31 protein-coding genes are annotated in these 23955 nt (G+C 67.9%); 15 read left to right on the plus strand and 16 right to left on the minus strand.

The features are described 5' to 3' along the window. The first annotated feature begins 38 nt into the window (after positions 1-38). The 3 genes from MUG96_RS12080 to MUG96_RS12090 all read left to right on the plus strand — a co-directional run bounded on the left by MUG96_RS12080 (position 39) and on the right by MUG96_RS12090 (position 2423). Positions 39-1130 carry a sulfite exporter TauE/SafE family protein gene (locus MUG96_RS12080; RefSeq protein WP_246983121.1) on the plus strand — a complete coding sequence of 364 codons (1092 nt, stop codon included), beginning with the start codon at positions 39-41 and terminating at the stop codon, positions 1128-1130. A gap of 1 nt (position 1131) precedes the next feature. After that, on the plus strand, positions 1132-1566 hold the full coding sequence (locus tag MUG96_RS12085) for a universal stress protein (RefSeq protein ID WP_246983128.1): 435 nt from the start codon (positions 1132-1134) through the stop codon (positions 1564-1566). A 119-nt stretch (positions 1567-1685) separates the two neighbouring features. Continuing rightward, positions 1686-2423 carry a GNAT family N-acetyltransferase gene (locus MUG96_RS12090; protein ID WP_246983132.1) on the plus strand — a complete coding sequence of 246 codons (738 nt, stop codon included), beginning with the start codon at positions 1686-1688 and terminating at the stop codon, positions 2421-2423. On the opposite strand, the gene MUG96_RS12095 is transcribed toward MUG96_RS12090, so the two are convergent. The 3 genes from MUG96_RS12095 to tmcA are packed head-to-tail and all read right to left on the minus strand — an operon-like array spanning position 2415 to position 5389. Next, positions 2415-2579, minus strand: a complete 165-nt coding sequence (locus MUG96_RS12095) for a DUF8014 family protein (RefSeq protein WP_246983134.1) — start codon at positions 2577-2579, stop codon at positions 2415-2417. The two genes, MUG96_RS12090 and MUG96_RS12095, sit on opposite strands and share 9 nt — an antisense overlap. A gap of 48 nt (positions 2580-2627) precedes the next feature. Next, positions 2628-3155: a DUF456 family protein gene (locus tag MUG96_RS12100; protein ID WP_246983136.1), complete on the minus strand. Its 528-nt coding sequence runs from the start codon at positions 3153-3155 to the stop codon at positions 2628-2630. After that, positions 3152-5389 carry a tRNA(Met) cytidine acetyltransferase TmcA gene (gene tmcA, locus MUG96_RS12105; RefSeq protein ID WP_246983141.1) on the minus strand — a complete coding sequence of 746 codons (2238 nt, stop codon included), beginning with the start codon at positions 5387-5389 and terminating at the stop codon, positions 3152-3154. The genes MUG96_RS12100 and tmcA overlap by 4 nt, the downstream gene beginning before the upstream one ends. Positions 5390-5465: 76 nt before the next feature. Here tmcA and MUG96_RS12110 point away from each other — a divergent pair, with 76 nt between their 5' ends. The 6 genes from MUG96_RS12110 (at position 5466) to MUG96_RS12135 (ending at position 8911) form a co-directional block, all read left to right on the plus strand. Then, positions 5466-6500 (plus strand): NAD(P)H-dependent flavin oxidoreductase, encoded by a 1035-nt coding sequence (locus MUG96_RS12110; RefSeq protein ID WP_246983143.1) that lies wholly within the window; start codon positions 5466-5468, stop codon positions 6498-6500. A 197-nt stretch (positions 6501-6697) separates the two neighbouring features. Further along, entirely contained in the window at positions 6698-7060 is a 363-nt protein-coding gene (gene rpl7ae, locus MUG96_RS12115; protein ID WP_246983144.1) for a 50S ribosomal protein L7Ae, read from the plus strand. A 6-nt stretch (positions 7061-7066) separates the two neighbouring features. After that, the gene (locus tag MUG96_RS12120; RefSeq protein ID WP_246983145.1) at positions 7067-7297 is read left to right on the plus strand and encodes a 30S ribosomal protein S28e; all 231 of its coding nucleotides are present in this window, start codon (positions 7067-7069) and stop codon (positions 7295-7297) included. Next, positions 7297-7794: a 50S ribosomal protein L24e gene (locus MUG96_RS12125; RefSeq protein WP_246983147.1), complete on the plus strand. Its 498-nt coding sequence runs from the start codon at positions 7297-7299 to the stop codon at positions 7792-7794. Before MUG96_RS12120 ends, MUG96_RS12125 begins: the two co-directional genes overlap by 1 nt. Continuing rightward, on the plus strand, positions 7794-8273 hold the full coding sequence (gene ndk / locus MUG96_RS12130) for a nucleoside-diphosphate kinase (RefSeq protein WP_246983149.1): 480 nt from the start codon (positions 7794-7796) through the stop codon (positions 8271-8273). The genes MUG96_RS12125 and ndk overlap by 1 nt, the downstream gene beginning before the upstream one ends. Positions 8274-8518: 245 nt before the next feature. Beyond that, positions 8519-8911, plus strand: a complete 393-nt coding sequence (locus MUG96_RS12135; RefSeq protein WP_246983151.1) for a hypothetical protein — start codon at positions 8519-8521, stop codon at positions 8909-8911. Here the strand turns inward: MUG96_RS12135 and MUG96_RS12140 are convergent. The 3 genes from MUG96_RS12140 to MUG96_RS12150 all read right to left on the minus strand — a co-directional run bounded on the left by MUG96_RS12140 (position 8897) and on the right by MUG96_RS12150 (position 11028). Then, the gene (locus tag MUG96_RS12140) at positions 8897-9124 is read right to left on the minus strand and encodes a hypothetical protein (RefSeq protein WP_246983153.1); all 228 of its coding nucleotides are present in this window, start codon (positions 9122-9124) and stop codon (positions 8897-8899) included. The genes MUG96_RS12135 and MUG96_RS12140 overlap by 15 nt on opposite strands. Positions 9125-9187: 63 nt before the next feature. Next, positions 9188-10075 (minus strand): ATP-dependent ribose-1-phosphate kinase, encoded by an 888-nt coding sequence (locus MUG96_RS12145; protein ID WP_308220106.1) that lies wholly within the window; start codon positions 10073-10075, stop codon positions 9188-9190. Continuing rightward, positions 10072-11028, minus strand: coding sequence for a ribose 1,5-bisphosphate isomerase (locus MUG96_RS12150; protein ID WP_246983155.1), 957 nt, complete (start codon positions 11026-11028; stop codon positions 10072-10074). The genes MUG96_RS12145 and MUG96_RS12150 overlap by 4 nt, the downstream gene beginning before the upstream one ends. Before the next feature lie 208 nt (positions 11029-11236). Between MUG96_RS12150 and MUG96_RS12155 the strand changes: the two genes are divergently transcribed. The 4 genes from MUG96_RS12155 to MUG96_RS12170 are packed head-to-tail and all read left to right on the plus strand — an operon-like array spanning position 11237 to position 15132. Continuing rightward, positions 11237-11860 carry a Yip1 family protein gene (locus MUG96_RS12155; RefSeq protein ID WP_246983157.1) on the plus strand — a complete coding sequence of 208 codons (624 nt, stop codon included), beginning with the start codon at positions 11237-11239 and terminating at the stop codon, positions 11858-11860. 5 nt (positions 11861-11865) lie between these two features. Further along, the gene (locus MUG96_RS12160) at positions 11866-13359 is read left to right on the plus strand and encodes a COG1361 family protein (protein WP_246983158.1); all 1494 of its coding nucleotides are present in this window, start codon (positions 11866-11868) and stop codon (positions 13357-13359) included. Beyond that, entirely contained in the window at positions 13346-14008 is a 663-nt protein-coding gene (locus MUG96_RS12165; protein ID WP_246983159.1) for an ABC transporter ATP-binding protein, read from the plus strand. Before MUG96_RS12160 ends, MUG96_RS12165 begins: the two co-directional genes overlap by 14 nt. Then, positions 14005-15132 carry an ABC transporter permease gene (locus tag MUG96_RS12170; protein ID WP_246983160.1) on the plus strand — a complete coding sequence of 376 codons (1128 nt, stop codon included), beginning with the start codon at positions 14005-14007 and terminating at the stop codon, positions 15130-15132. Before MUG96_RS12165 ends, MUG96_RS12170 begins: the two co-directional genes overlap by 4 nt. 30 nt (positions 15133-15162) lie before the next feature. Here the strand turns inward: MUG96_RS12170 and MUG96_RS12175 are convergent, their stop codons facing one another. From MUG96_RS12175 to MUG96_RS12210, 8 genes are all read right to left on the minus strand, one after another. Beyond that, positions 15163-16227 (minus strand): methionine synthase, encoded by a 1065-nt coding sequence (locus tag MUG96_RS12175; protein WP_246983161.1) that lies wholly within the window; start codon positions 16225-16227, stop codon positions 15163-15165. 1 nt (position 16228) lies between these two features. Next, positions 16229-17224, minus strand: coding sequence for a 5-methyltetrahydropteroyltriglutamate--homocysteine methyltransferase (locus tag MUG96_RS12180; RefSeq protein ID WP_246983162.1), 996 nt, complete (start codon positions 17222-17224; stop codon positions 16229-16231). 73 nt (positions 17225-17297) lie between these two features. Beyond that, on the minus strand, positions 17298-17879 hold the full coding sequence (locus MUG96_RS12185) for a HemK2/MTQ2 family protein methyltransferase (RefSeq protein WP_246983164.1): 582 nt from the start codon (positions 17877-17879) through the stop codon (positions 17298-17300). Next, a complete protein-coding gene (locus tag MUG96_RS12190; RefSeq protein ID WP_246983166.1) occupies positions 17879-19123 on the minus strand; it encodes a mechanosensitive ion channel family protein in 1245 nt (414 codons plus the stop codon). Before MUG96_RS12190 ends, MUG96_RS12185 begins: the two co-directional genes overlap by 1 nt. After that, positions 19120-20001 carry a 16S ribosomal RNA methyltransferase A gene (locus MUG96_RS12195; protein ID WP_246983168.1) on the minus strand — a complete coding sequence of 294 codons (882 nt, stop codon included), beginning with the start codon at positions 19999-20001 and terminating at the stop codon, positions 19120-19122. Before MUG96_RS12195 ends, MUG96_RS12190 begins: the two co-directional genes overlap by 4 nt. A 34-nt stretch (positions 20002-20035) precedes the next feature. Then, on the minus strand, positions 20036-20635 hold the full coding sequence (locus MUG96_RS12200; protein WP_246983170.1) for a DUF655 domain-containing protein: 600 nt from the start codon (positions 20633-20635) through the stop codon (positions 20036-20038). A gap of 60 nt (positions 20636-20695) precedes the next feature. Continuing rightward, positions 20696-21052, minus strand: coding sequence for an RNA polymerase Rpb4 family protein (locus tag MUG96_RS12205; RefSeq protein WP_246983172.1), 357 nt, complete (start codon positions 21050-21052; stop codon positions 20696-20698). Next, entirely contained in the window at positions 21049-21339 is a 291-nt protein-coding gene (locus tag MUG96_RS12210) for a 50S ribosomal protein L21e (protein WP_246983178.1), read from the minus strand. Before MUG96_RS12210 ends, MUG96_RS12205 begins: the two co-directional genes overlap by 4 nt. A 228-nt stretch (positions 21340-21567) precedes the next feature. On the opposite strand from MUG96_RS12210, the gene MUG96_RS12215 reads away from it, so the two are divergent. After that, complete coding sequence (locus MUG96_RS12215) at positions 21568-21708, plus strand: hypothetical protein (protein ID WP_246983180.1); 141 nt, start codon at positions 21568-21570, stop codon at positions 21706-21708. 70 nt (positions 21709-21778) lie between these two features. Here MUG96_RS12215 and MUG96_RS12220 read toward each other — a convergent pair whose 3' ends face one another. Together MUG96_RS12220 and MUG96_RS12225 are read right to left on the minus strand one after the other, a co-directional pair. Beyond that, a complete protein-coding gene (locus MUG96_RS12220; RefSeq protein WP_246983182.1) occupies positions 21779-22045 on the minus strand; it encodes an elongation factor 1-beta in 267 nt (88 codons plus the stop codon). A gap of 38 nt (positions 22046-22083) precedes the next feature. Further along, the gene (locus tag MUG96_RS12225; protein WP_246983184.1) at positions 22084-22263 is read right to left on the minus strand and encodes an HVO_2753 family zinc finger protein; all 180 of its coding nucleotides are present in this window, start codon (positions 22261-22263) and stop codon (positions 22084-22086) included. Positions 22264-22443: 180 nt separating this feature from the next. On the opposite strand from MUG96_RS12225, the gene MUG96_RS12230 reads away from it, so the two are divergent. Continuing rightward, positions 22444-23949, plus strand: coding sequence for a globin-coupled sensor protein (locus MUG96_RS12230; RefSeq protein ID WP_246983186.1), 1506 nt, complete (start codon positions 22444-22446; stop codon positions 23947-23949). The last annotated feature ends 6 nt before the right edge of the window (positions 23950-23955 follow it).

The raw sequence follows: 23955 nt of genomic DNA on the forward strand, positions 1-23955 counted from the left end.
TATACTTATGTTCGGGTTCCAAATCGGCGCGCAATCGAATGACCACGTCGTCGAATCGGACCTTCCTCGAGACGCTGCTCCGGTATCAGCACGTTTTCGTGTTCACCGCACCACTCGCGTTCGTCGCACTGGTGTTTCTGTACGCACCGACCGGCGGCGCCGGCGGTGTCGCCTACTGGACGGAGTTCTGGTGGCTGTTCCCGGCGTTTCTCCTCGGGGCGACAATCGTCAACACCGTCGGAATCAGCGGGTCGGCGCTGTTCGTCCCGTTTCTCATCTTCGTCTTTCCCCTGCTTGCCTCCCCAATGAAACCGGAGACGATCGTGAAGATCGGGCTGATCAGCGAGTCGTTCGGGCTCTCGAGTTCCGCGCTCGCGTTCGTCCAGTACAACCTCGTCGACCGGCGGTTGGCGCTGACGCTCGTCGGCGGGGCGATCCCGTTCGTCGTCGCGGGCGCGATCCTCTCGTTTTTCATCCCCGAAGCGGTCTTCCACGCCCTGCTCGGGCTTGCCCTCCTAGCGTCGTCGGTGCTCCTGTTCAAAGCCGATCTGGGGCACGAGGAGCCGGGATCGGATTCGAGCACCGACGCTGACGTCGTGGCGGAAGCCGACGGTGGCCGCGACCTCCCGGACGACAGCGGACGACTCGGCCCCGCGGGCGTCGAGGTCGACGGCGAGGGGGTCGTCACGAGAGTCGACCGCGACGGCAACGATTACACCTACGACCGCGGTGGCTACCTGGAGCGATTCGGCAACTACAGCATCGGCGGTACGTTCCAGGGTCTCGCCGGGTTCGGGATCGGCGAACTCGGGATCATTTCGATGCTGCGCTCGAAGATCCCGGTCCGGGTCGCCATCGGAACGAACCACATCGTCGTGGCGTCGACTGCGGTCCTCGCGTCGCTGGTCCACGTCTTCGGCGGCAGTCTGGTCCCGGGCGCACACAACATCGACATCGCGTCGACGCCCTGGAACATGGTCGTCTGGACCGTCCCCGCGACGGTCACGGGGGGACAGGTCGCACCGTACGTCGCGGCCGCACTCGACACCGAGACGATCAAAGCCGGCGTCGGCGCCCTCTTCGCCATCGTCGCCACCGCTCTTTTCGCCATGGCTGCAGGTGTCGTCTAGTATGTACGAGGACATCCTCCTCCCGACGGACGGCAGTGATGCGGTCGCGGCCGCCGCCGAGCACGCCGCAACCATCGCCGACCGGTTCGACGCGACCGTCCACGTCCTCTCCGTCGCGGACACGCGCAACCGGTTCGAGAGTCCCACGGGTGGCATCTCGGCCGACGCCTGGCTGCGGGCCGAACACGACCGCGCGGAGACGGCAGCGGCCGAGGCCGTCGCCGCACTTCCCGACGACCTCACGGTCGAGACGGCCACCGACGAGGGAATCCCACGCGACGTGATCGTCGACTACGCCGAGGAATCCGACGTCGATATGATCGTCATGGCGACCCACGGCCGAACCGGTCTCCAGCACTATCTCATCGGCAGTGTGACCGAGAAAGTCGTCCGTCGCTCACCTGTTCCCGTCGTGACAGTTCGCAGTCCCGACTGACCAGCACGGATCGAACCGCCCCGGATCGCTAATATCGGCCTTTCACCGCCTTTTCTGGCGGTTTTCCCGCCTGCTAGCCGTGACAAACGCTTAAGTAGCGTGCCACGGTAACAGCCAACATGGAACTGACTGGCAAGATAGAGTTCGACCACGCGGGTCGAAAGGACCTCTACGAGTACGTGGAGCGTCACGGCGACGTAAAGGCCGATCAGGCCCGGGACGCGCTGCACATGGAGCCACGCGAGTTCGGGCACCACGCGGCCATTCTGAAGCGCGACGGCGTCCTCACGGAGACGGCGGCCGGTCACCTGCGTATCGCCTACGAGGAGGCCGCGGAAGAGGAGTACGAAGAAGACGACGTGGAGTTCACCATCCGGCAGGCCCGTCAGGAGGACATCCAGGGGCTGGTCGGTGCCATCCGGGCGGCGGTCGAGAACGGCAAGTACGTCGTCGCCGAGAGCGTCGCGGATCTCCTCGACCACGAGGAAGTGCTCCTCCGGCACAACGAACTGGAGTCACGCATCTTCTTCGTCGCCTGCGTCGACAACGACGTCGTCGGCTGGGTCCACCTCGCCCACCCCGAGATGGAGAAACTCAGCCACACCGCCGAGTTGACCCTCGGAGTGTTGGAGGAGTACCGCGGCCACGGTATCGGGAGCCACCTCCTCCAGCGCGGCCTGGAGTGGGCAAACAGCCAGGGCCACGAGAAGATATACAACAGCGTCCCCTCGACCAACGAGAACGCAATCGAGTTCCTCAAGGGCCACGATTTCGAGGAGGAGGCCCGCCGGCGCGATCACTACAAGATCGACGGCGAGTACGTCGACGAAGTGATGATGGAGATCGACCTAGGGTAACTCCTCGTCGGCCTCGTCGAGCGGGTCGGCGACGACCCCGTCTTTCTGCGACCACGACCGCGCGTGTGCCAGACAGACCACCCTGTTTGCCGCCCAGGGAATGTGCAGTTCCACGGTCGCCTGCCGGTCACACCCCTCCTCCGTACAGGTGGGCATACCGACCCATCGGCGGCCACCCTCTCGACTCTTGTGTTCTGCCCGCCGTCAGACCAGAACCACCAGCAGATGCCCCAGGAACAGCAGCGCCGTCAGCGCGACCTGTGCGACGGTCGAGGCGAGCATGGCGATAGTCGTGTAGGTGGCGGTGCGCGCGCTCCCGGAGCCGTCGCCGGTGCGGCGAAACTCCGAGAGGAAGACGGTACCCGAGACGCCGAAGAGGATGCCGAACGGGCCGGCGACGAAAAACAGGAGGAAGCCGGCGACGCCCGCGAGGGCAGTCGTGAGGTTCGAGGCGCCGCTGACCTTCGCCGAGAGCGCGCCGCCGAGCCAGTCGATGGCGAGGATGAGCAGCCCGAGGAGCGTGAGAGCCGCTAACGGAACGAGGGTGGGGTCGGTGTAGCCCGTCGCCCACCAGTGGAGGTAGACCCCGGAGAGCGCGAGCAGGGAGCCCGGAATCAGCGGGACGGCGCTGCCGACGACACCCAGGAAGGCGAGCGCGATGGACACCCACGTCCAGAAGCCGAGGCCGAGAGCCGACGACTCCGTAATCGCCAGCGCCACGGGGTCGATCATCGGTACCGATCAGCCTCCTCGTGAGCGGCTTCGGTCCCGAAGCGGTCGACGAGGGGCTCGATGACGTCGCCGAACGCGCGCATCGTCTCGGCCGTGGAGTGGTAGTCGAGCCGGTCGGCAACGGCGTCCCACGGCCGTCCCTGGAGCGCCTTCAGGACGAGCAGCCGCTGCTGTCGGACGGACAGGTCGGCGGCGACACCGTCCGGGAAGGCGGCGACGGCGAGGTCGCGGTACGGTCCGGGGGCCATGTCGAACAGGCCGGGGCCGAAGGCGGCGCTGGCGACCTGGCGCCAGGCCCAGTCGGGCAGGTCGGGGTCGACGGCGCGCTCGCTCGCGGCCAGCGTCGCACGGGCCACGTCGGGGTCGCAGTCGGCCAGCGGGTCCGCGAGAACGCCGCCGACGCGGGCGAGGAACTGCGAGGCGTGGCGGTCGGCGAGGGCGCGGCCGTCGGCCGAGCAGGGGTCGAGCATGAGTACGGAGTACTCGCCGCTCCTGTCGTTGCGGGTCGTCGAAAGGTGTACCGGTTCGTAGCCGTTCGCGGCCCAGAACCGCAGGAGGTCGGGCGTCGCTCCGTAGCCGACGCCGAGCCAGTCCACGGAGTCCGCGAACTCCGTGCGGATGTCGTCGAGCAGACGCGAACCCAGACCCCGCGAGCGGGCGGCGTGGTGGGTCGCGATACGGAGGACGCGCCAGCCGACCGGGGCGCCGGCGGCCTCGTCGCGGAGCTGTGTCGTGAGCACGTCGGGGAGCATGTTCCCGGCGACGCGGCCACCGTCGTACATGTGTGCCCGCGTCGCCGCCGAGAGGTCGCCCTCGCGGGCCAACAGCGCGACCGAGACGACGTGTCCGTCGTGGACGAGCGCGCGGGCGGCGACGTTGGGGGCGTCGAGCAGGCGCGCGAGATCGGCCGGTTCCGTCCGGTAGTGAGCCAGCACGAGCAGGCCGAACGCCTCGCGGAGCAGGTGCTCGTCGGCCAGCAGGTCGGCAGGGTCGAGCGCGCGGTAGGTCACCGAGTCGGTCCGCGCGTCCGTGACGAGTGGGTCGACGGGCGGCCCGGCGTCGAGCAGGAGCGCGCGGAAGGCCCACACCTCGACCGGGTCGCCGCCGGCGTACCGGATCGGCTCGGACAGGGGCACTTCGACCACCTCGTGCTCGCTCTCGGCGAGGCGGTCCCGGAAGCGGACGGAGAAGCCCCGGCCGGCCCCCTCGTAGCCGTGGATGGTGGTGGCAAAGGCGACCGCGGGCGCGGCGAGGAAGGAATCGAGCGTGGACACCGGGAGCGCCGCCGCCTCGTCGACGATCACGGCGTCGGGGTCGCCGGGCAGGTCCGTCGCATCGACCGCCCGCTCGAACCGGACGCTGCCGGTGGCCGTCTCCAGCAGGCGCGGGTCTGCGTCCGAGTCTCGCCCCGTCAGGTCACCCGTCGTATCGAGAAGTTCCGCGGCCCGCGCGAAGGCCTCGGCCGCGTTGCGGTAGGCCGGCGCGACGACCAGCACGTCGGCGCCGTCGGCCGCGAGCGCGCCCGCCGCCAGCCCCGCGGCGCTCGACTTCCCGCGCCCCCGGTCGGCCTCGACGACGAGCGCATGGTCGGACGCCGCGAGCGCTTCGAGCGCGTGGACGGCGCTGACCTGGTCGGCCGTGCGACAGGCCTCGTAGGTCTCGGCCGGGAACCGATGGTCTGTGGGGGGTTCGGGCGGCCCCCGGGGGCGTCGCGGCGCAGGATCGGTGAGCCCGTCACGTTCGACGGTCCCCTCGTCGACATCCACGATGGCGATCCCGGGGTGAGCCCGGAGGGTCGCGACGAGGCGCCACCGGAAGTTCCCCGTCACCGCGGAAACGTCCGCCGGTGGGACGGCGAGTCCCTCGTCGAAGTCGTCACGGCGGTCGGACCACTCGCCGAGGGGCGGCGTCAGCAAAACGAGGAGGCCACCGCCGTCGACGGCGCCGACCATCCGGCCGAGCGCGTTCGGGTCGCAGGCCGCGTGGGCGTCGTAGACGACGGCGGTCCGGGTCCGACCGAGGAGCGCGCCCGAGTCACGGACTGGCAGGCGCTCGCAGTCCAGGATAGAGCCGGGGCCGACGACCGTGGTCGCCCCGCGGGGCACGTCGGCGGCGTCGAGCGCGGTCGCGGCGGCCTCCCTCGTCGCCGACGGAACACCGGAGAGCACGAGCAGTCGCCGCTCGTTACACTCCCGGGCCTCGGTCCGGAGTCGTGACGCGAGCGACGCGAGCATACTACCACTGGCCCGGCCGCGGGCTTGTGCGTGGCGGTCCGGGATAGTTTAGTCACGCCGTGGCGAAGCGTCGGTCATGTCGTCGCTCTCCACCCCGCTCTGTGACGTCCTGGGCATCACCCACCCCGTGATTCAGGCACCGATCGGGAGCGTCTCCTGTCCCGAACTGGCGGCCGCGGTCTCGAACGCCGGCGGCTTCGGCACTCTCGCGGTCACCTGGCGCGATCTGGACCGCACACGTGCGGCCATCCGCGAGACACAGGAACTGACCGACGACCCCTTCGGCGTGAACCTCGTCCTCGACGAGGCGACGACCGAGCGGCCGACCGACGAACACCTCGATGCGGTCCTCGGCGAGGGCGTCGCCGCCGTCTCCTTTTCCTTCGGCGACGCGGGGCCCTACGTCGACCGCGTTCGGGACTCGGGTTCGGTCGCGATGGTGACCGTCGGGAGCGCCGACGAGGCCGAACGGGCCCTCGACGCTGGCGCGGACGTGCTGGTGGCACAGGGCTGGGAGGCCGGCGGGCACGTCCAGAGCGAGGTGGCGACGATGCCGCTGGTGCCCCGGGTCGTCGATGTGGTCGCCGAGGCGGGTGCCGACGTCCCCGTCGTCTCCGCCGGCGGCATCGCTGACGGGCGCGGGCTGGCGGCGACGCTCGCGCTCGGCGGGGACGGCGTCTGGCTCGGGACCCGGTTCGTCGCCACGGAAGAGGCGGCCGCGCACGAGGCGTACAAGCACCGCGTCCTCGACGCGGACGCCGACGAGACCCGCTATTCCGAGTTGTTCGACGGCGGCTGGCCCGGCCAGCCACACCGGACGCTCCGCAACGGGACCGTCGAGCGGTGGGAGGCGGCCGGCGAACCGGGGCCCGGCGAGCGCCCGGGCGAGGGCGACCCGGTCGCGGCGTACCCCGGCGGCCAGTCCGTCGAGCGCTACGACGACGACCCGCCGCTGCCGACGGTGGCGGGCGACGTCGAAGACATGGCGCTGTACGCCGGACAGAGCGCGGGACTCACCGGCGAGCGGCGGCCTGCGGGCGCGGTGGTCGCCGATGTCGTCGACGAAGCGACGACACGGATCGACGACTGTGCCAGGGCGAGCAGCGAGTAAGCGGTCACCGTCCGTGAAGCGAGTGGGGAACATCCGGAATGTGTGGCTCTGACAGGGTGAAACGGGCATCGAAACCCCTTTTAGCAGGGGAAGGTCAATGACAGGATACAGCCTGTGCGGGGTTGATGATGCTCCTAGCCTCTCAGGACTCTCAGGCGGGGGAGCGCGAGCCCACGCACAGGAGGTGACCAATACATATGCCAGTGTACGTTGATTTCGACGTGCCGGCCGACCTCGCAGACGACGCCCTCGAGGCGCTCGAGGTAGCCCGGGACACAGGACGCGTAAAGAAGGGAACGAACGAAACGACGAAAGCGGTCGAGCGCGGCAACGCCGACCTCGTCTTCATCGCCGAGGACGTCCAGCCCGAGGAGATCGTCATGCATCTCCCCGAGCTGGCCGACGAGAAGGAGGTTCCGTACGTCTTCGTCGAGACCCAGGACGACGTCGGGCACGCCGCCGGCCTCGAAGTCGGCAGCGCGGCGGCCGCCATCGTCCAGGCCGGCGAGGCCAGCGGCGACGTCGATGACATCGCCGAGAAGCTCGAGGAACTGCGGTAATCAACAATGAGTGCAGAAGAAACGGACGACGACGGCGGTTCCACGCCCGCCGAGGTCATCGAAGTCGTGGGCCGGACCGGGATGCACGGCGAGGCCATGCAGGTCAAGTGCCGCATCCGCGAAGGTGAGAACCAGGGGCGAATCATCACCCGGAACGTCCTCGGTCCCGTCCGCGAAGGTGACGTACTTCAGCTCCGCGAGACCGCTCGCGAAGCGGACCAGATCGGAGGCCAATAATGCCACGAAACCGCGAGTGTGACTTCTGTGGCGACGACATCGAGCCCGGCACCGGGACGATGCTCGTCCACAAAGACGGTACCACCGTGTACTACTGCTCCTCGAAGTGCGAGAAAAACGCCGACCTCGGTCGCGAACCGCGCGACCTCTCCTGGACGGAAGAGGGCCGCGCCGCCGGCGGCCCGGCGGTCGAGGAAGCCGAGGACGAAGCAGCCGACGAGGCGTCCGAGCCCGCCGCCGACGCCGAGGTCGACCACGAGGAAACCGACCTCGAAGACCAGGGCCCGGACGTCGACGCGGACGACGCCGCCCCCGACCTCGAATCCGTCGAGGAAGACGAGGACGTGCCCGGTCCCGAAGGTGAGGGCGCCGAGGAAGCGGCCGCCGACCCCGAACCCGACGAGGCCGACGAGGCCGACGAGGAGACCGTCGAGGCGGAGACAACGGACGACGAGACCGAAGACGAAGCGGACGAGGAAGAGGAGGCTGAAGCTTAATGGCGCATCATGACGAGCGAACGTTCGTGATGGCGAAGCCCGACGCCGTCCAGCGCGGTCTCATCGGCGAGATCATCGACCGGCTGGAGGGACGCGGGCTGAAGCTGGCCGGCGCGAAGTTCATGCAGATCGACGAGGACCTCGCCCACCAGCACTACGCCGAACACGAGGACAAGCCCTTCTTCGACGAACTGGTCGGGTTCATCACCTCCGGCCCCGTCATGGCGATGGTCTGGGAGGGCGCCGACGCCACCCAGCAGGTCCGTCGGATGATGGGCGCGACCGACCCCAAAGAGGCCCAGCCGGGCACCATCCGCGGTGACCTCGGGCTGGACCTCGGGCAGAACGTCATTCACGGCTCCGACCACGAGGATCCCGGCGCGAACGAGCGCGAGATCGAGCTGTTCTTCGACGAGGACGAACTCGTCGACTGGGACCGCGCCGACGAGCCCTGGGTCTACGAGGACGTAAGCCACTGAGCGACGGTCGGTCGCCACCGGCGAGCGTGCCGTCGCCGTGGCGTCGTTCGAGTGAGGACGTCAGCCACTGAGCGGCGGTCGGTCGCCACTGGCGAGCGTCGCCGTGGCGTCGTCCGAACCGACCACTGACGCCGGTTTTGGCGTCGCTCTCTCACACGACCAGCTGACGCACTGTTCACGCGTCGCTCCGCCCTCGACCGTGAAACCGACGGGAGTTATTTGGCCGGGGCGGCCGAGGGACTGGTATGATAGACCCCGGCGGATGGGGCGGCGCGGCGGCGCCGCTATCGGTGGCCGGCCTCGCACCGGTGACGGTGCTCGTCATCGTGGTCCTCGGGACGCCGCCGCTGGTCGCCGCGGTCGCGATGGGTGTCCGGCGGCAACACCGGTTCCAGTACTCGGTTGCCGCGGCGGGGGCGCTGGTCGCGGTCTTCGCGCTCACCGGGACGGTCGGGTTCGCGACTCACTGGACGGTCCTGTCGATTCTGGCGATCCTGGCGGCTATCGGCGGGCACGTCTCGGGGTTCCGCGAGGACGGGGTGGACCTACTGATCGCCGGCGCGATATACGCGACGCCGATTGCACTGGGGGTCGTCCTCCTGCTCGGAACGGCCGGGGTGTTCTCACTCCCCGTCTGATTCGATGGCGCCGAGAAAGGCAATGATGGCGCGCGAGGCGACGACGAGCGCGAACGCGAGGTGCCAGAGGCCGAAAGCCACGGCGCGCGCGAGGAGTTCGCGCACGTCGTAGCGCATACTCGCGGCGGTAAAACAGACCCAGAGCGTGCCCAGGACACGTACCCGCTCGGGATGCTCTGCCTCCTCGATGCACTCGGTCAGTCTGGCAGTCATCGCCGCGGGCATCTCGATTGAACGGTCAAAGACCGGCCACTAATGGGTTGTGTTCCGTCCCGCTCAGTCCGCGTCGGACAGCCGCCGGACAGCGTCGGGGTCGAGACGGACCCGAGCGCCCCGTTCACGGGTCGCGAGCGCCCCACAGGCGTTCCCAACTGTCAGCGCCCGGTCGTATTCCGGGTCCTCAGTACCGAGAACGACGGAGAGAAATCCCGCCGCGAATGCGTCGCCGGCCCCCGTCGTGTCGACCGAGTCCACGTCGACGCCATCCCGGGACCAGTGGCTCCCGTCGGGCGTGTCCACGGCCGCACCGTCCGCGCCGCGGGTGACGACGCGGATGTAGCCCGGCGGGTCGTCGCGGGGCGGTCGGTCCGCGGCCCGCGGCGCCTCCCGTTCGTTGTAGAAGACCACGTCCGCCAGCGCCAGCGTGGGGGTGAAGTCGCGCTCGCCGGCGCGGCGACCGGGGTCGACGCTGACCGTCGCGCCGGCGTCGACCGCTCGCTCGGCCAGTCGTCGGGCCGTTGCCGGGTCCTGGTTCGTCAGGTGGAGGTGGTCCGTGGCCGAGAGCGTCCCGTCCGCGAGGTCGGTGGCGGCGTAGGACTCGTTGGCGCCGTCGTTGCCGAGGACCATCACCTCGCCGTCGGTGCCGACGAGCAGGTACTTGACGGTCGTGTCGGCGTCGACGGTGACCAGCGGGACGCAGTCGACGCCGGCGTCGTCGAGTGCCCGCCGGACGAGGTGGCCGTTCTCGTCGGTGCCGACGCTGCCGAACAGGGCCGTCTCGACGCCGAGTGTCGCGAGGCCGGTCGCGACGTTGGCCGCGCTCCCGCCGCCCGCGCTTTGCTGGTCGAGGATGCGTGCTTCGCCGTCCGGGGCGGGCAAGCGGTCGAGACACAGGGTCACGTCCCAGTTGACGTGGCCGGCACAGAGGACGGTCGGCACGGTCACGCCTCCTCGTCCCAGGGTGCCCCCGTCCCGGTGCCGTAGAGGTCGCGGATGAGCGTCACGATGCTCTCGGGCGGGAACTGCCCGTGTTCGGTCACGATAGCGTCCACGTAGCGGGGCGGGGTCACGTCGAACGCGGGGTTCTCGACAGTTATCTCGCCGATATCGGCGCGTCGCTCCGGGTCGATAACCTCCGCCTCGTCGCGGGTCTCGATCTCGACCGTGTGGCCCGTCAGCGTATCTGGGTTGAGTTTGATCGTCTGTGCGGCGGTCACGACCGGCACGTCCCGCTGGCGGGCACAGACTGCCAACCCGCTCGTGCCGATCTTGTTGACGACGGAGCCATCCGCTGCGATGCTGTCGGCGCCGACGAGGACGTGGTCGGCCTCGTCGAGGAACCGCCGGGCCGCGCTGTCGACGATCAGCGTCACGGGGACGCCGAGGTCCCGCAGTTCGCCCGCCGTGATGTGGCCCTGGTTGCGCGGCCGCGTCTCCTTGACGATAGCCGAGAGCTCCTTGCTCTGGTCGACGGCGGCCTCGATACAGGCCAGCACATCCGTCGAGTGGCAGTGTGTCATCACGGTGTCGCCGTCCCGGAGCCGGTTCGCGCCGACGCGACCGAGGTCCGCCTGTGCGCGGTCGAGTTGCGCCGTAAACGTCTCGGCAGCGGTGACGACCGACTGCCGGAGCCCCAGTACGGACTCCCCGTCGAGGCGATTGAAGACGTAGCGCAGGGCGTTTGGGAGGGAGACGGCGGTCGGGCGCGTCCGGTGCAGCTCACGGGCGGCGGCCCGGAGTTCGGCACGGAGAGCTTCCGGCGTGTCTGCGTCGCTCTCGGTCGCCTGCGTCGCGAGCGCGTCCACGACGGCGTCGGCGATGGTCGCCGCCCCGCGGGTCTCCATCGACTCGATGGCCTCGGCCGTGGCGGCGACCTCGGGGTGTACGTCCCCGTCCATACGCAGAGTCGACGCCGGCCACAGACAAAAGGAGTCGGGTGGGGACGGTTCAGTTCCGTTATTTAAGTGTTCGGGAGCGTTGCCGGGTCGGAAACCGGGGGTGAGTGGTTATGTGGAATCGCCGAGAAGGCACGCCTACCAGGGGTGCGGGAGGGGTCCAGCACCGAGAGTGGGTGCTGTCGGGGCCCTCGCCGCACGAACCGAAACCATGTCGTCAGTAACCGTACTCACGAACCCCGACGGGTTCTTCGACCGCGCGAGCGACGACCCGTCCCTGCTGCCTCCGGCAGGGATCGTGCTGGTCGTCGCACTCGCTACGGCAGCAGCGTCGTTTCCGATCACACAGGTCATCGCGGAGTCGCTCCCGGCGGAGGCGGGACCGGCGGGGAGCATCGCGATGGTCTCGGGCCTCCTCGGTCCGTTCCTCGGCACGTTCCTGTTCTGGGTGATTTACGCGGTGGTGTTCCACGGCATCGCCGTCCTCGCCTTCGGCGGTGAGGGGTCGCTCAGCAGACTCCTCGCGTACGTCGGCTGGGGACACGTTCCGGCGATCCTCAGCGTCGCCGTCAGCGGCGCCACCAACTACGTCATCGCACAGAACCTGACGCCGCCGTCGGACCCACAGCAGATGCAGGCGTTCACGCGGAGCCTCCAGAACCAACCGGAGTTCGTGATCGCGAGCCTGGTCGGCCTCGTCGTGCTGGCCTGGCAGGCGTTCATCTGGACCTTCGCGGTCCGCCACTCGCACGGACTGGACCTCCGCGGTGCGGCGATCACCGTCGCGATTCCGGTCGTTCTCCAGGCCGGCTGGCAACTGTTCAATCTCCTGTGATACCAATGCAACGCACGCTCGCAGTCCTCGTCGTCGTCAGTATCGCTCTCTCGTCGCTCCCCGCGGCCACCGTGGCCGGGGCGCAGGCGAACGAAACCACACAGCAGGCCTCGTCGGTGGCGATCACGAACGTCTCGGTGACGCCCGATGACGTTGCCCCCGGCGAGAGCGTGACGATCAGGCCGACAGTCAAGAACCTCGAAAGCAGCCAGTCGAACGTCGAAATCAGTTCGGTCTACGTTCGGCGACAGCAGTACGGAGGCCAAATAGAACTCACGAGGCTCCGTAATCTCGGCGCGCTCAATCCGGGTACGAGCACGACCATCCCCCTGAGCGTCCAGTTCGACGAACCGGGAACGAAGCGGCTCAGAGTCGTCGCAAACGTGGTGAACGAACAGGAGCAGCGAATACGCGTGACCTACCCGGTGATAATCAGAGTCACCGAAACGCATCCCCAGCTCGACATCGACGTGAACGACACCGTCGCGTCCGTCGAGAAACGCGGCACCGTCGAAATCGCCAACGGCCTCGACACCGACGCCCAGAACGTCGCGCTCACATTGTCGGGGTCAGACGCCCTGACTGTGTTCAATCCGCGGACGGTCACACCGCGGCTGGAGAGCGGCGAGACGACGACCGCGCGGTTCCGCTACGAGGCAGCGAGGCCCGGCACGTATCGAGTCCGCGCACAGCTCCGGTACAACGTCCCCGGCGGGGAGACACGCCGGACCGAGACGACCGTCCCGGTCCAGGTCGACCCGCTCGAACGGAACGTCGTCCTCGACGCGACCAGTAACAGCGACGACCCGACCGTCGGCGTGGACGTCCTCAACCGCGGGAACGTCCCGATAGAGAACGTCACCGTGTTCGGGGAATCGACGAACGCCTCGATCCCACAGCGCTATCTCGGGGAGATACCGGCCCAGTCCTCGGAGTCGGTCCGCCTCAACGCCTCGCTGGACGAGAGCGTGGCGGACGTGACGATGCGAGCCTCCTACGAGATCGGCGACGAGTCCGGGACCGCCAGCGACGGCGTCAGCCTGACGCAGACTCCCGGCGAGATCGAGTTGACCGGGCTGACCGTCCAGCCCGAGGGTGGTCGCCTCGCCATCACCGGCAGTGCGAGCAACGTCGGCTTGACGGAGGCCAGTAGCGTCACCGTCCGCGTCCAGGACACCGAGCGGGTGACGCCCGCTGCACCGCGGGAGTACTTCGCCGGCCGCGTCCCGGCCAGCGACTTCGTCACGTTCGAGGTGTTCGCCCGGACCGAGGGGAACGTCTCGGAGATTCCGCTGGAAGTGACCTACCTCGCCGACGGCGAGCGCCACACCCGCACCGTGATGGCCGCGGTCGGTGACGGCGGGCCGCCGCCGGCCGCCGACCGCGGCCCGAACGGCGGCTCCTCGGGCGGACTGCTCGTCCCTGCCATCGGTGCAGTCGTCGTCATCGGCGTCCTCGGTGCCATCGTCTACGGGTGGAGGAACCGTGGTGGTACTTGAGACCCAGGGCGTCGTCAAACGCTACGAGAGCGGCGGGGGAACCCTCACGGCCCTGAAAGGGATCGACTTCGCCGTCGAGCCCGGGGACTTCGTCTCCATCATGGGCCCCAGCGGGAGCGGGAAGTCCACCCTGCTGAATATCCTCGGTTTGCTCGACGTGCCCACTGAGGGGCGGGTCCTGCTCGACGGCGAGGACGTGACCGACCTCTCGGACCGGCGCCGGACCCGCGAGCGCCACCGGACCATCGGCTTCGTCTTCCAGCAGTTCTACCTCCTGCCGACGCTCTCGGCGGTCGAAAACGTCACCGTCCCGAAGATGTTCGACCGTGACAGCGACACCCGTGCGCGGGCGAAAGACCTCCTGACGCGGGTCGGCCTGGGTGACCGGCTGGACCACCGTCCGGACCAACTCAGCGGCGGTCAGAAACAGCGCGTCGCCATCGCCCGCGCGTTGATCAATCAGCCGCGGGTGGTGCTGGCCGACGAGCCGACGGGGAACCTGGACCGGGACACCGGCCGGAAGATCCTCGACGAGTTCACTCGTATCACGGGAGAGGACGTGGCGGTCATCGCCGTCACGCACGACGAACTCGTCAACGAGTACGTGGACCGCACCGTGGAACTGGTCGACGGGGTGATGACGAAATGAGCCGCCTGCTGCCGGCGGTGTTGATGGCTCGGCGGAACCTCACGCGGACGAAGGTGCGGTCGATCCTCGCCGCCCTGGGCATCGTCATCGGCGTCATCGCCATCGCGTCGCTCGGAATGCTCGGGACGACCCTGCGCCAGCAGGCCACCCAGAACCTCGGCGACATCGGCAACCAGGTGATCGTCTCACCCGCACAGGAGGCCGACGAGAACCACATCACCGACAGACAGCTCCAGGACATCGAACGGACGGCCCGTGGGAAGGAGGTGGTGCCGATGGTCGAGGGGATAGAGGACCTCGAGTTCGGACGGGAGGAGACGACCACCCAGGTGTACTACTTCTCGTCGGTCCCGAGCAGTTACACGGCGACCGACGGGGACATCCCGGACCCGCTACGGGGTGGCGCACTCGTCGGCGCGGACCTGGCCGACCGGATCGACCTCGAACCGGGGAACTCGATCACGGTGAACGGGACCTCCTACCGCGTTCGCGCCACGGTCGAGGGCAGCGGGAGTTTCTTCAGTCCCATCAACCCCAACAACGCCGTCGTCCTGCCGCGCGGGAACCGCGACGAGATCTCACAGGTCGTGATCACCGCCGACACGGGACCGGAGGCGAACGCGACCGCGGTCGCGCTCCGCGAGTCGCTCAACGACCGCCGGAGCGAGCAGGTGAACGTCCGCGAACTGTCCGACATCACGGAGGACATCAACGAGTTCTTCGGGTTCATCAACGCCTTCCTGATCGGGCTGGGGTCGATCTCCCTGCTCGTCGCCGGCGTCAGCATTCTCAACGTCATGCTGATGAGCACGGTCGAGCGTCGCGAGGAGATCGGCGTCCTCCGGGCCGTCGGCTTCCAGAAACGAGACGTGCTGAAGATCATGTTGACGGAAGCCGCACTGCTGGGACTGGCCGGCGGCGTTATCGGCGCCGTCCTGGCCGTCGGCGTCGGGATGCTCGTCGCACAGTTCGCGCTCGGGGACCCGACCGCAGTCCTCATCCCCGAGAACATCCAGTTCGTCGTCCTCGGCGTCGGCTTCGGGCTGGTCACGAGCGTCCTGAGCGGGCTCTATCCGGCCTGGAAGGCGGCGAACGAACACCCCGTGGAGGCACTGCGAGGGTAACGGTCGGGAGAAGTCGGACCGCGAATCGGCTCAGTCGTCGGCCGGTGCGGCGTGGCCGACGCTGATCTCGCCGGCGTCGAGTTCGGCCTCGACCTCGCGGGCGGCCTGCACCATGTTCTCCATCTTGCCATAGGCCACGTCACGGGGCAGAAGCTTCAGGCCGCAGTCGGGCGAGACCGTCAGTCGCTCGGGCGGGACGATCTCGAAGCCCTTCTTGATGTTCTGCTTGATCTCCGCGACGGACTCGACCTCCGCGACGTGGGCGTCGGTGACGCCCATCGCGAGGTCCTTCGTGAACTCCGTCTCGGTGAACACGTCGAGCTGTTCGTAGTTGCCGTTACAGAGTTCGAGATCGAACTCGTCGACGGGGTACTCGAGGATTTCGGGGTAGATACGCGAGTAGTCGCCGTAGCAGACGTGCAGGCCGACGCGCACGTCGCTCGGAATCTCGTCGACGATGCGCTCCAGAGCCTCGCCGACGATGGCGTGGTCGTCCGGCGTCGTCGCCAGCGCGGGCTCGTCGATCTGGATGTACTTCGCGCCGGCGTCGACCAGGTTCTCGATCTCCGCGTTCACGAGGTCCGCGAGGTCGTAGGCGAGCGCCTCCTCGTCGTCGTAGCACTCGTTGAACGACCAGTTCGCGAGCGTGTAGGGGCCGGTGATTGGCACCTTCACCGGCTTGCCGGCGACGGCGTCGGTGAACTCGAACTCGTCGACGAGCCACTCCTCGCCGTACTCGACGTCGTCGACGACGGAGGGCTTGTCGAAGTAGTTGTGCCCCCAGACCTTGACGCGGCCGTTGAACTCGTAGCCGTCGATGAGGTGGGCGAAGTACTCCACCATCTCGTTGCGGCGCATCTCGCCGTCGACGACCACGTCCAGCCCCGAGCGCTCGTGTTCGTTCGTGATGAGCCGGGCGGCGTCGTCGGCGGCCTCCTGCCAGTCGTCCGCGTCGAAGGAGTGTTCGTCGTCCTCCAGCAGGTCCTGTGCCCGGTTGAGCCACGTCGGCTTCGGGTACGAACCGACGACGGTCGTCAGCAGGAAGTGGTCGTTGTCGTGTCCCTCGGGTCGGAACTGTTCGCGCGTGTCCGTCATATCAGGCAGTCACCTCCGCGCCGGCGACCGCGGCGAGCGCGTCGAGTTTCGCCTCGAACTTGTTGACCGGGAGGTAGAACGTCTCGGTGTTGATCGTCGCGTAGACCGTCTCGAAGTCGGTCGCGGGCACCTGCTCCTGCACCCACTCGACGCGCTCGGACACCGTGGCCGGCTCCTCGACGAGCGTGTTCTGCCCGTCGACGAGGCCGAGCGCGATATCCGACTTCGTTCCGTACTCGTTGATGTTGTAGAGGTTCTCCTCGTGGTCGCTCACGAAGTCGTAGCCGACGGCGTCCACGTCCGCGTCGAGCAGGTGTGCGTGGACCTTCTCCTCCAGGGCGCCCCAGTAGGTGTGGGCGACGACCTCGGCGTCGGTCGCGGTCGCGACGGCGTCGATGGCTTCGCTCGCCCGCTCGTCCGCGCCGTCGCCCGGCGGGTTCTCGACGAGGGAGGGTTCCAGCAAGAACAGCGTCTCGACCTCGGGGAACTGATCGAGTTCGCCGACGAGGAACTTGGTGATGGCGTCGAGGAAAGCCGCATCGTCGCCGTAGTGCTCGTCGGTCGCGAGATCGGCGAGCGAGTACGGGCCCGGCAGGACCGCCTGCAGGCCGGCGTCGACCTGTTCGGTTGCGGCGTCGAGTTCCGCGCCGATGTCGCCGGTCGGCGAGAGCGCACCGGACACGACCGGCTCGCGATAGAAGTTGTTGTTGTCGTAGTACCGGACGATCCCGCGCGTCTCGACGGCGTCGGCGACCGCCAGCGGATGAGCGATCATGTCGTCCCAGCGGAGCTGGCCCTCGACGATCCGGTCGAGGCCGGCCGCCTGCTGGCGCTCGATCACTTCGGAGCGGGCGCGCTCGTAGGCGTCCGTGATCTCGGCGCCCTCGTCACCGCTGATGAGGTCGCCTTTCTGGTGTCCCTTCAGGTCCGAGAGTTCCGCCTTCGCCCAGTCGGGCAGGGGGAACAGTCCCGGCGTCGTCGTAACTACCTCTGGCATTGTACCACCCTACGAAATGACGTCCTTTAATATTTGCTAATCGGTTTGATGTCCGAGAGTAATCCTTCGGCACTCATCCGGACGGCTCGGGCGTGAGTCGGAGGACGACGAGCCGCTCGAAGGAGTGTTTCTCCGCGGCGACTTCCGTGGAGCGGAGGCCGCGGTCAGCTGCGGAGTCCGTGACGGCCTCGATTCCCGACAGCGATGAGACGAGCAGGAGGACGACGCCCCCGGGCGCGAGGACCCGGCCCACGTCGTCGAGGAACGGCTCGATCACGCGCCGGCCGTCCTCGCCGCCGGAGAGCGCCCGCTCCTGCCAGTCGTCGCCCTCGACCTCGGGCGGCGTCGGCAGGTACGGCGGATTGAACAGGACGGTGTCGAACGTCCCGTCGTGGAACGGGTCGGTGAGGTCGCCCCTGACGACGGGGAGGCCCTGTCCGCGGGCCTGCCGGCAGGCGTGGGGGTTGATATCGACGCCGACGACGCGGGCCCCTGCCTCGGCCGCGACGGCGCCGACGAACCCCGACCCGGTCCCGACGTCGAGGACGCGGTCGTCCGCTTCGACGGTGTCCTGCGTGGCCTCGGCGAGGAGTCGCGTGTCCTCGGCCGGCTGGTACACCTCGTCCTCGTCGCGCCAGTCGGCCAGGTCCGGCATCAGTTCGCTCCCTCTCGGTCGTCGCTCTCGTCCGTTCCCTCCCCGTCCGCCCGCGGGCGGTCGGTCCTGTCACCTCTCTCCTCGTCCCCGACCGCCACGGGACCGCCGGCGAGACGGAGGCCGTCCGTCTCCGCCCGTCCCGTGAGTTCCCGCTGTGGGAAGGGTATCTTGACGCCCTCGGCCTCGAAGGCGTGTTTGATCGCCCGTATCACGGCGGTCTGGGTCTCCCACTTGGCCGGCGCCGACGGGTCGCCGATCCAGAAGCGACACTCGAGCAGGACCGCCGAGTCGTCGAACGACTTGCCGACGACGGTCGGCACCGGGTCGTCGAGCAGGTACTCGGTCTCGCAGTCGACCATCGCCTGCTCGGCGATCTCCGCCGCGCGGGTCACGTCGGCGCCGTAGTCGACACCCACGTCGACCGAGAGCCGCAGTCGGCCCGAGCGTGATCGGTTGACGATGTTGCTCGAGGAGACCTGGTCGTTCGGGATGACCACGTGCTCGTCGTCCCAGGTCCGCAACTCGGTGTTGAACAGCGTCACGTCGGTCACGACGCCCTCCTCGCCGTCCACGACGACCCAGTCCCCCACCGCGAACGGGCGCGCGAGCAGGATGACGAAACCGGCGAGGATCGCGCCGACGGTCTGTCGGGCCGCGAGGCCGACGACCAGCCCGATGGCCCCTGCCCCGACGATGAGATCGCCCGGATCGACGCCCGCCAGCGCCAGCACGAACAGCCCCGCGACGACGTAGATGGCGATCTGGAGCAGGTGGTGGATCGCCTCGCGGCGGTGGGCGGTGATCACGTCGTTGTCCGCCCCCTCCAGGAGCCCCTTGCTGACCCGCGTGAGCGTGTAGGCGATCACCAGCGTCAGGAACGCGACCAGCGCGAGCGCGCCCTGCCGCGGGCCGAGCTGGATGACCTCGAATCGGCCGACGACCTCGTCGGCCGCCTGCCAGACGACCACCAGAAACCAGCCGGTCAGCCCGGCGGTGATACTGAAGACGACCGCCTGCACCGCCTCCACGTCGTCGTCGGGGACCCGCTGCTTGAGCCGCGGTCCGGCCGCCTGAACGAACAGCGCCACGAGCACCAGAAGCAAGACCGCGGCCGCGCTGGCAGCAATCTTGGCCGTCGTCGTCGTGAAGTACTGCTGGAAACCGGTCCCGGCCTGGAGCGGGGCGAACAGCCACGCGACGGGGGTGGCGAGCGGTCCGACCACAGCCGCGAGCGGGCCGGTCATGTCGGCTCGCCCACCTCCCACGCGAGGCCTGCCAGGTCGGCGAACTCGGCCGGGGAGACTTTGCCCGCACGCCGACCCATGAGTTCGTCGTCGGCGGCCGCGACGACGGCATCCGGGTCTTCGAGCCCCGAGATATGCGCGGTGTTCCGCACGGCGTTGCGCATCGTCTTCCGGCGCTGGGTGAAAAGCGCCGTCACGAAGTCAAGGAAGAAATCTTCGTCGGGCACCTCGTAGTCGGGGTCACGCGGCCGGGTCCGCACGACCGCGCTCTCGACCGCCGGCGGCGGGCTGAACGCGCCTTTCGGCACCGGTTCGACGACCTCCACGTCGGCGTAGTGCCCCGCCGTCACCGAGAGCCGACCGTACTCGTCGGTCGCGGGGTCGGCCGCCATCCGGTCGGCGAACTCCCGCTGGAACATCAACACGAGCGGGCGCCCGCGGGGCAACAGCCGGAACGCGATCTCGCTAGAGGCACCGTAGGGCAGGTTCGAGACCGAGAGCGAGAAATCCGGCAGGGCAACGTCGAGGGCGTCCCCCTCGATCACCGTCAGTCGGTCCGCCGCGATCTCGTCGGCGAACTCCTCGCGGAGGAAGGCGGCCAGTTCCGGGTCGCGCTCGACGGCGGTGACGTGCTCCGCGACGGCGAGCAGGCGGTCGGTGAGCGCGCCCGTGCCGGCACCGATCTCCAGCACGTGGCTCGTGTCGGCGCCGACCGCCGTCGCGTACCCGGGGAGTCGGTCGAGCACGCGGTCGTCGACGAGGAAGTGCTGGTCCTGGTCGGTGTCGGCCCGGACGCCGGCCCGCGAGAGCAGGGCGTCGGGGTCGCGGCTCGCGTCGCTATCGCCCGGCTCGTCTTCGCCCGCGGGTCGGCCAGTCATGTCCGGTGGTCGGTCGCGGACCGCTAAAAACGTGTCACTCCGCGTCGTCGCGCTCGACGAACGTCCGGTATTTCAGGTCGTCCTCGCGAAGTTCTTCGAGGATGCGCTCGACGAGCACTTCCTTGGGGTTGTGGAGGCCGCTGACGCGGGATTCGAGATCGGTGAAGCTCTGGAACGGCCGCCGGTCACGCTCGTCGAGGAGGTTGTTGCGGAGTTTCTTGCCGATTCCTGGCAGGAGGTTCAGCTGGTGGAGCCGGAGCGTGATGGGCTGGGCCTCGTTGTAGAAGTCGACGAACCGCTTTTCGTTCGAGACGACGATCTCCTCGACGACGTAGTCGATCTCCGACTGGGCCCCGCTTGGCAGGTCGTCGTAGTCGATGTCGCGAATCCGGATGATCTCCTCGTCGTCCGTGAGGTCGATCCGGTCGCCGATGGCGATGTCGGAGTCGGTGTCGAGTTCGAGTTCCGCCAGCCGAAATTCCGTTTCGGTCACCACGTAGGCCAGTGGGGACTTCTCGTACTGCGGACGGTCGTCCTCCGTGCGCCCGTGCGGGAGGAAATCGAGGACAGCCGCCGTCTCCCCGCCGTCGTTCCCGGCGTCACCCTCACCGCCCCCGCTCTCGGAGTCGCTCATGCTGCGTCGTACGGTTACGGGATACATAAAAGCCCCAGCCGAACCCGGACCCGGCCGCGGTCAGGCGTATTTCGCGACGACGTCGAGGATGTCGTCGAGTTCATCGCCGGAGAGCGTGAACCGCTCCTGAGCGTACAGCGCTCGGAGTTCGTCGCGGTCCCGCGGGAGCGTGTTCGCGATCTTGTACGCGGTCGGCTCGTCGACTTTCTCCAGGTCGAGGAGTTCGTCGACGAACGCCTGGGATTCCTCGGGGTCGAGGACGGCGAAGCGGTTGACGTGTTCGACGGCCCGGGCGAGTTCGTAGCGCATCTCGCGCTCCTCGTCGGCCGCCCGCTCCTGCTCGAGGTCGCCGAGGATCTCTTTCGCTTCCGCCAGCGTCAGGTACTCCTCGCCGACCTTCTCTTTGAAGATCGTCATTCCTGGGACTGCAGGTGTGCTGGCAGGGTGATGACCGTCTTGTCTTTCCCCTGGTCGTCGATCTCGACTTTGTATGCCTCACCCTGAGGTCCGGCGACCGTTCCGGTCAGCCCGTTGAACTTGGGGTGGAACCGCCCTTCGTTGATGCTCGGGTCGATCTTGAGATGGACCTTCTGACCCGGCTCGTACTCCGCGACCGACTGCTGGGGCGGGGAGGTCCCGCGCTCGCGTGGCTTGTTCGAGAGTTTGTGCCGCGTCCCTTTGTGGGGTCCGTGTGAGTTGGGCATTCGTGGCTTTCGGTTGTGTGGTCGGGCTTATAAAACGTGCGTTCCGAACCCGCGGGTCGAACCCACCACGCCGAACGGCGGTGCCGCGTCACCGAAAGGCGGTCCCACGCCGCCACGGGCACACCCGAACGGGCGACCGACCAATGCAGTATATATTTCTTGTGGCCGTTCGGCGGCCGGAGCCGAAGCATTCGTTTATAGATTGTGGCCGACAACTGACTGGTAGGCATGATGACGCCTGGGGAGAAGGTGCTCGCGGTGGGGGTCGTGACCGGGATCGACGCCGCCATGCTGGCGGTATCGGGGATTCTGGGCTTCGCGGCCTGCCTCGCGACCCTGCCGATGGTGGCACAGATATACAACCAGTGAGGCCGGACAGGGGCGGAGACCGATGGCACTGCCGGGGTGTCGTGACAGCGAGAACGAACAGGGAGCGGCGCTACAGGCGGCCGACCGATTCGACGGAGACGCTCTCGACGCCCTCGACGTCGCCGAAGGCCTCTTCGACGGCGTCGGTGCCGCCGGTGTCGTCCGGGACGATCACCGTCGGGTACAGGGCGACGAGGCCGAAGGCCACGTCGTCACGCTCGATCCCCTGAATCTTGGCTCCTTCGGGCAACGACTGTTCGAGGCGCTCCTGGAGCGCGTCGAGATCGATGTCCGGGCTCTGCGGCATGACTTTGATCTGGGCTGCGACTTTTCCCATGGCTGGTGGTTGGGGTGTGGTGTGATTTGGTTTGCGGTTCAGGGCCCGGTGAATCCACAGTCCGGACACTCGTAGAGGTTGCTCTGCTTGCGGCACTTGGCACAGCGGTAGATCTGCTGCCCACAGTCCGGACACTTGAACCCCGCCGCGTCCGTCCCGGAGATGTTGATCCCACAGGAGATACACTTCTGTTTTCGTTTCTGCTGACTGTCGCTCATACCCTCACCGAACACAGCGTGACATTTAACCCTTAACTTATGCCGCCGGTGGTCCCGTGGTCGTGATGACGCGGTCCCGAGGGCCGACGACTCGCGTTTTTATTCGACGCCCACTCTCCTGATTATCACGACAAAAAACGCCACCGAAGCGCTAAAAGCCGGTCAATGCCACTCCGGTGTATGAGTCTCAACCCCGATAAGAAAGTCACCGATACCGAAAGGCGCGGCGTAGACGGTGCGCGACTGACGGACCGGCTGGGGATCGACACGGCGGAGATCGAGAGGCGAAAATCGTTCACACAGTTCGACGAGGACGACGCCCGTCGACTGGAAGCGAAGGCGGACCTGTTCGACGAGATCGCCCCGGAGTTGACCGACAACTTCTATGCACATCTCCGGTCCCACGCGGAGAGCCAGGCTATTTTCGGCCGCTCCTCGAAAGGCATCGAGGCGCTCAAAAGCGACCAGGCGCGGTACCTCCGGGAACTGGGGAGTGGCGAGTACGGACAGGGGTACTTCGACCGGCGGGCCCGGGTCGGCAAGGTACACGACATGCTGGATCTCGGGCCCAAAACGTATCTCGGTGCGTACAGCGTCTACTACGAGGGAATCCTGACCGCACTGGCAGAGGACATCAAACCCGATCTCGCCGCCAACGGCGGTGATCTCGACGGCGCGGCGGCGCTGGATCGACTGGTCGAGACCGCACTCTCCGTACTCAAACTCATCAACATCGACCAGCAGGTGGCGATGGACACCTACATCGACTCCTACAGCGAACAGGTCGAAGCGGAGTTAGAGCACAAGCGCGAACTCACGCGGAGCGTCGAGTCCGAGATGCAGGAACCGCTCACCGAGGCGAGTGACGCCGCCGAGCGGGTCACGGAGAGCGCCACGGAGATCAACGAGATCACCGACGACCAGTCCGAGAAGATGCGGGCTATCGCGAACGAAGTCTCGGACCTCTCGGCCACCATCGAAGAAGTCGCCTCGACGGCCAATCAGGTAAACGAGCGGAGTTCGGAGGCCGAGGACCTCGCAGCGAAGGGCGAGGAAGCCGCCGACGACGCGCTCGACACGATGGACCGAATCAGCGAGTCGGCGGCAGACGTGGCGACCGACGTAGAGACCCTCCACGACCGCGTCGACGAGATCGATTCGGTCGTGGACGTGATCAACGATATCGCCGAGCGGACGAACATCCTCGCGTTGAACGCCTCCATCGAGGCCGCCCGCGCGGGTGAGGCCGGCGAAGGGTTCGCCGTCGTCGCCGACGAGGTCAAACAGCTCGCGGAAGCCTCACAGGAACAGGCCGGCGAGATCGAGGGGATGGTCGACGACATCAAGCGGGACACGAGCGACACCGCCGCCAACCTCGAAACCACCATCGACCAGCTGGCTGACGGTATCGACGGCGTGGAGGAAGTCATCGGCAACCTCGCCGGAATCGTGGATGCCGTCGAAGAGGCCGCCGAGGGGATCGAGCAGGTCGCCCACGCGGCCGACGATCAAGCGGCCAGTACGGAGGAAGTAGCCAGCATGGTCGACGAGGCGGTCGAGGACGTCGAGCAGGTGTCCGCGGGCGTCGACGAGGTCACGTCCGAAGCCGAACGACAGCGCGACCGCATCGACGAGTTACGGGAGAGCGCCGACCGCCTCGTCAACGACGGCGCCAGTTCCCGCTGAACCACG

Origin of the sequence: Halorientalis marina (genome assembly GCF_023028345.1) — an archaeon.
GTDB lineage: Archaea > Halobacteriota > Halobacteria > Halobacteriales > Haloarculaceae > Halorientalis > Halorientalis marina.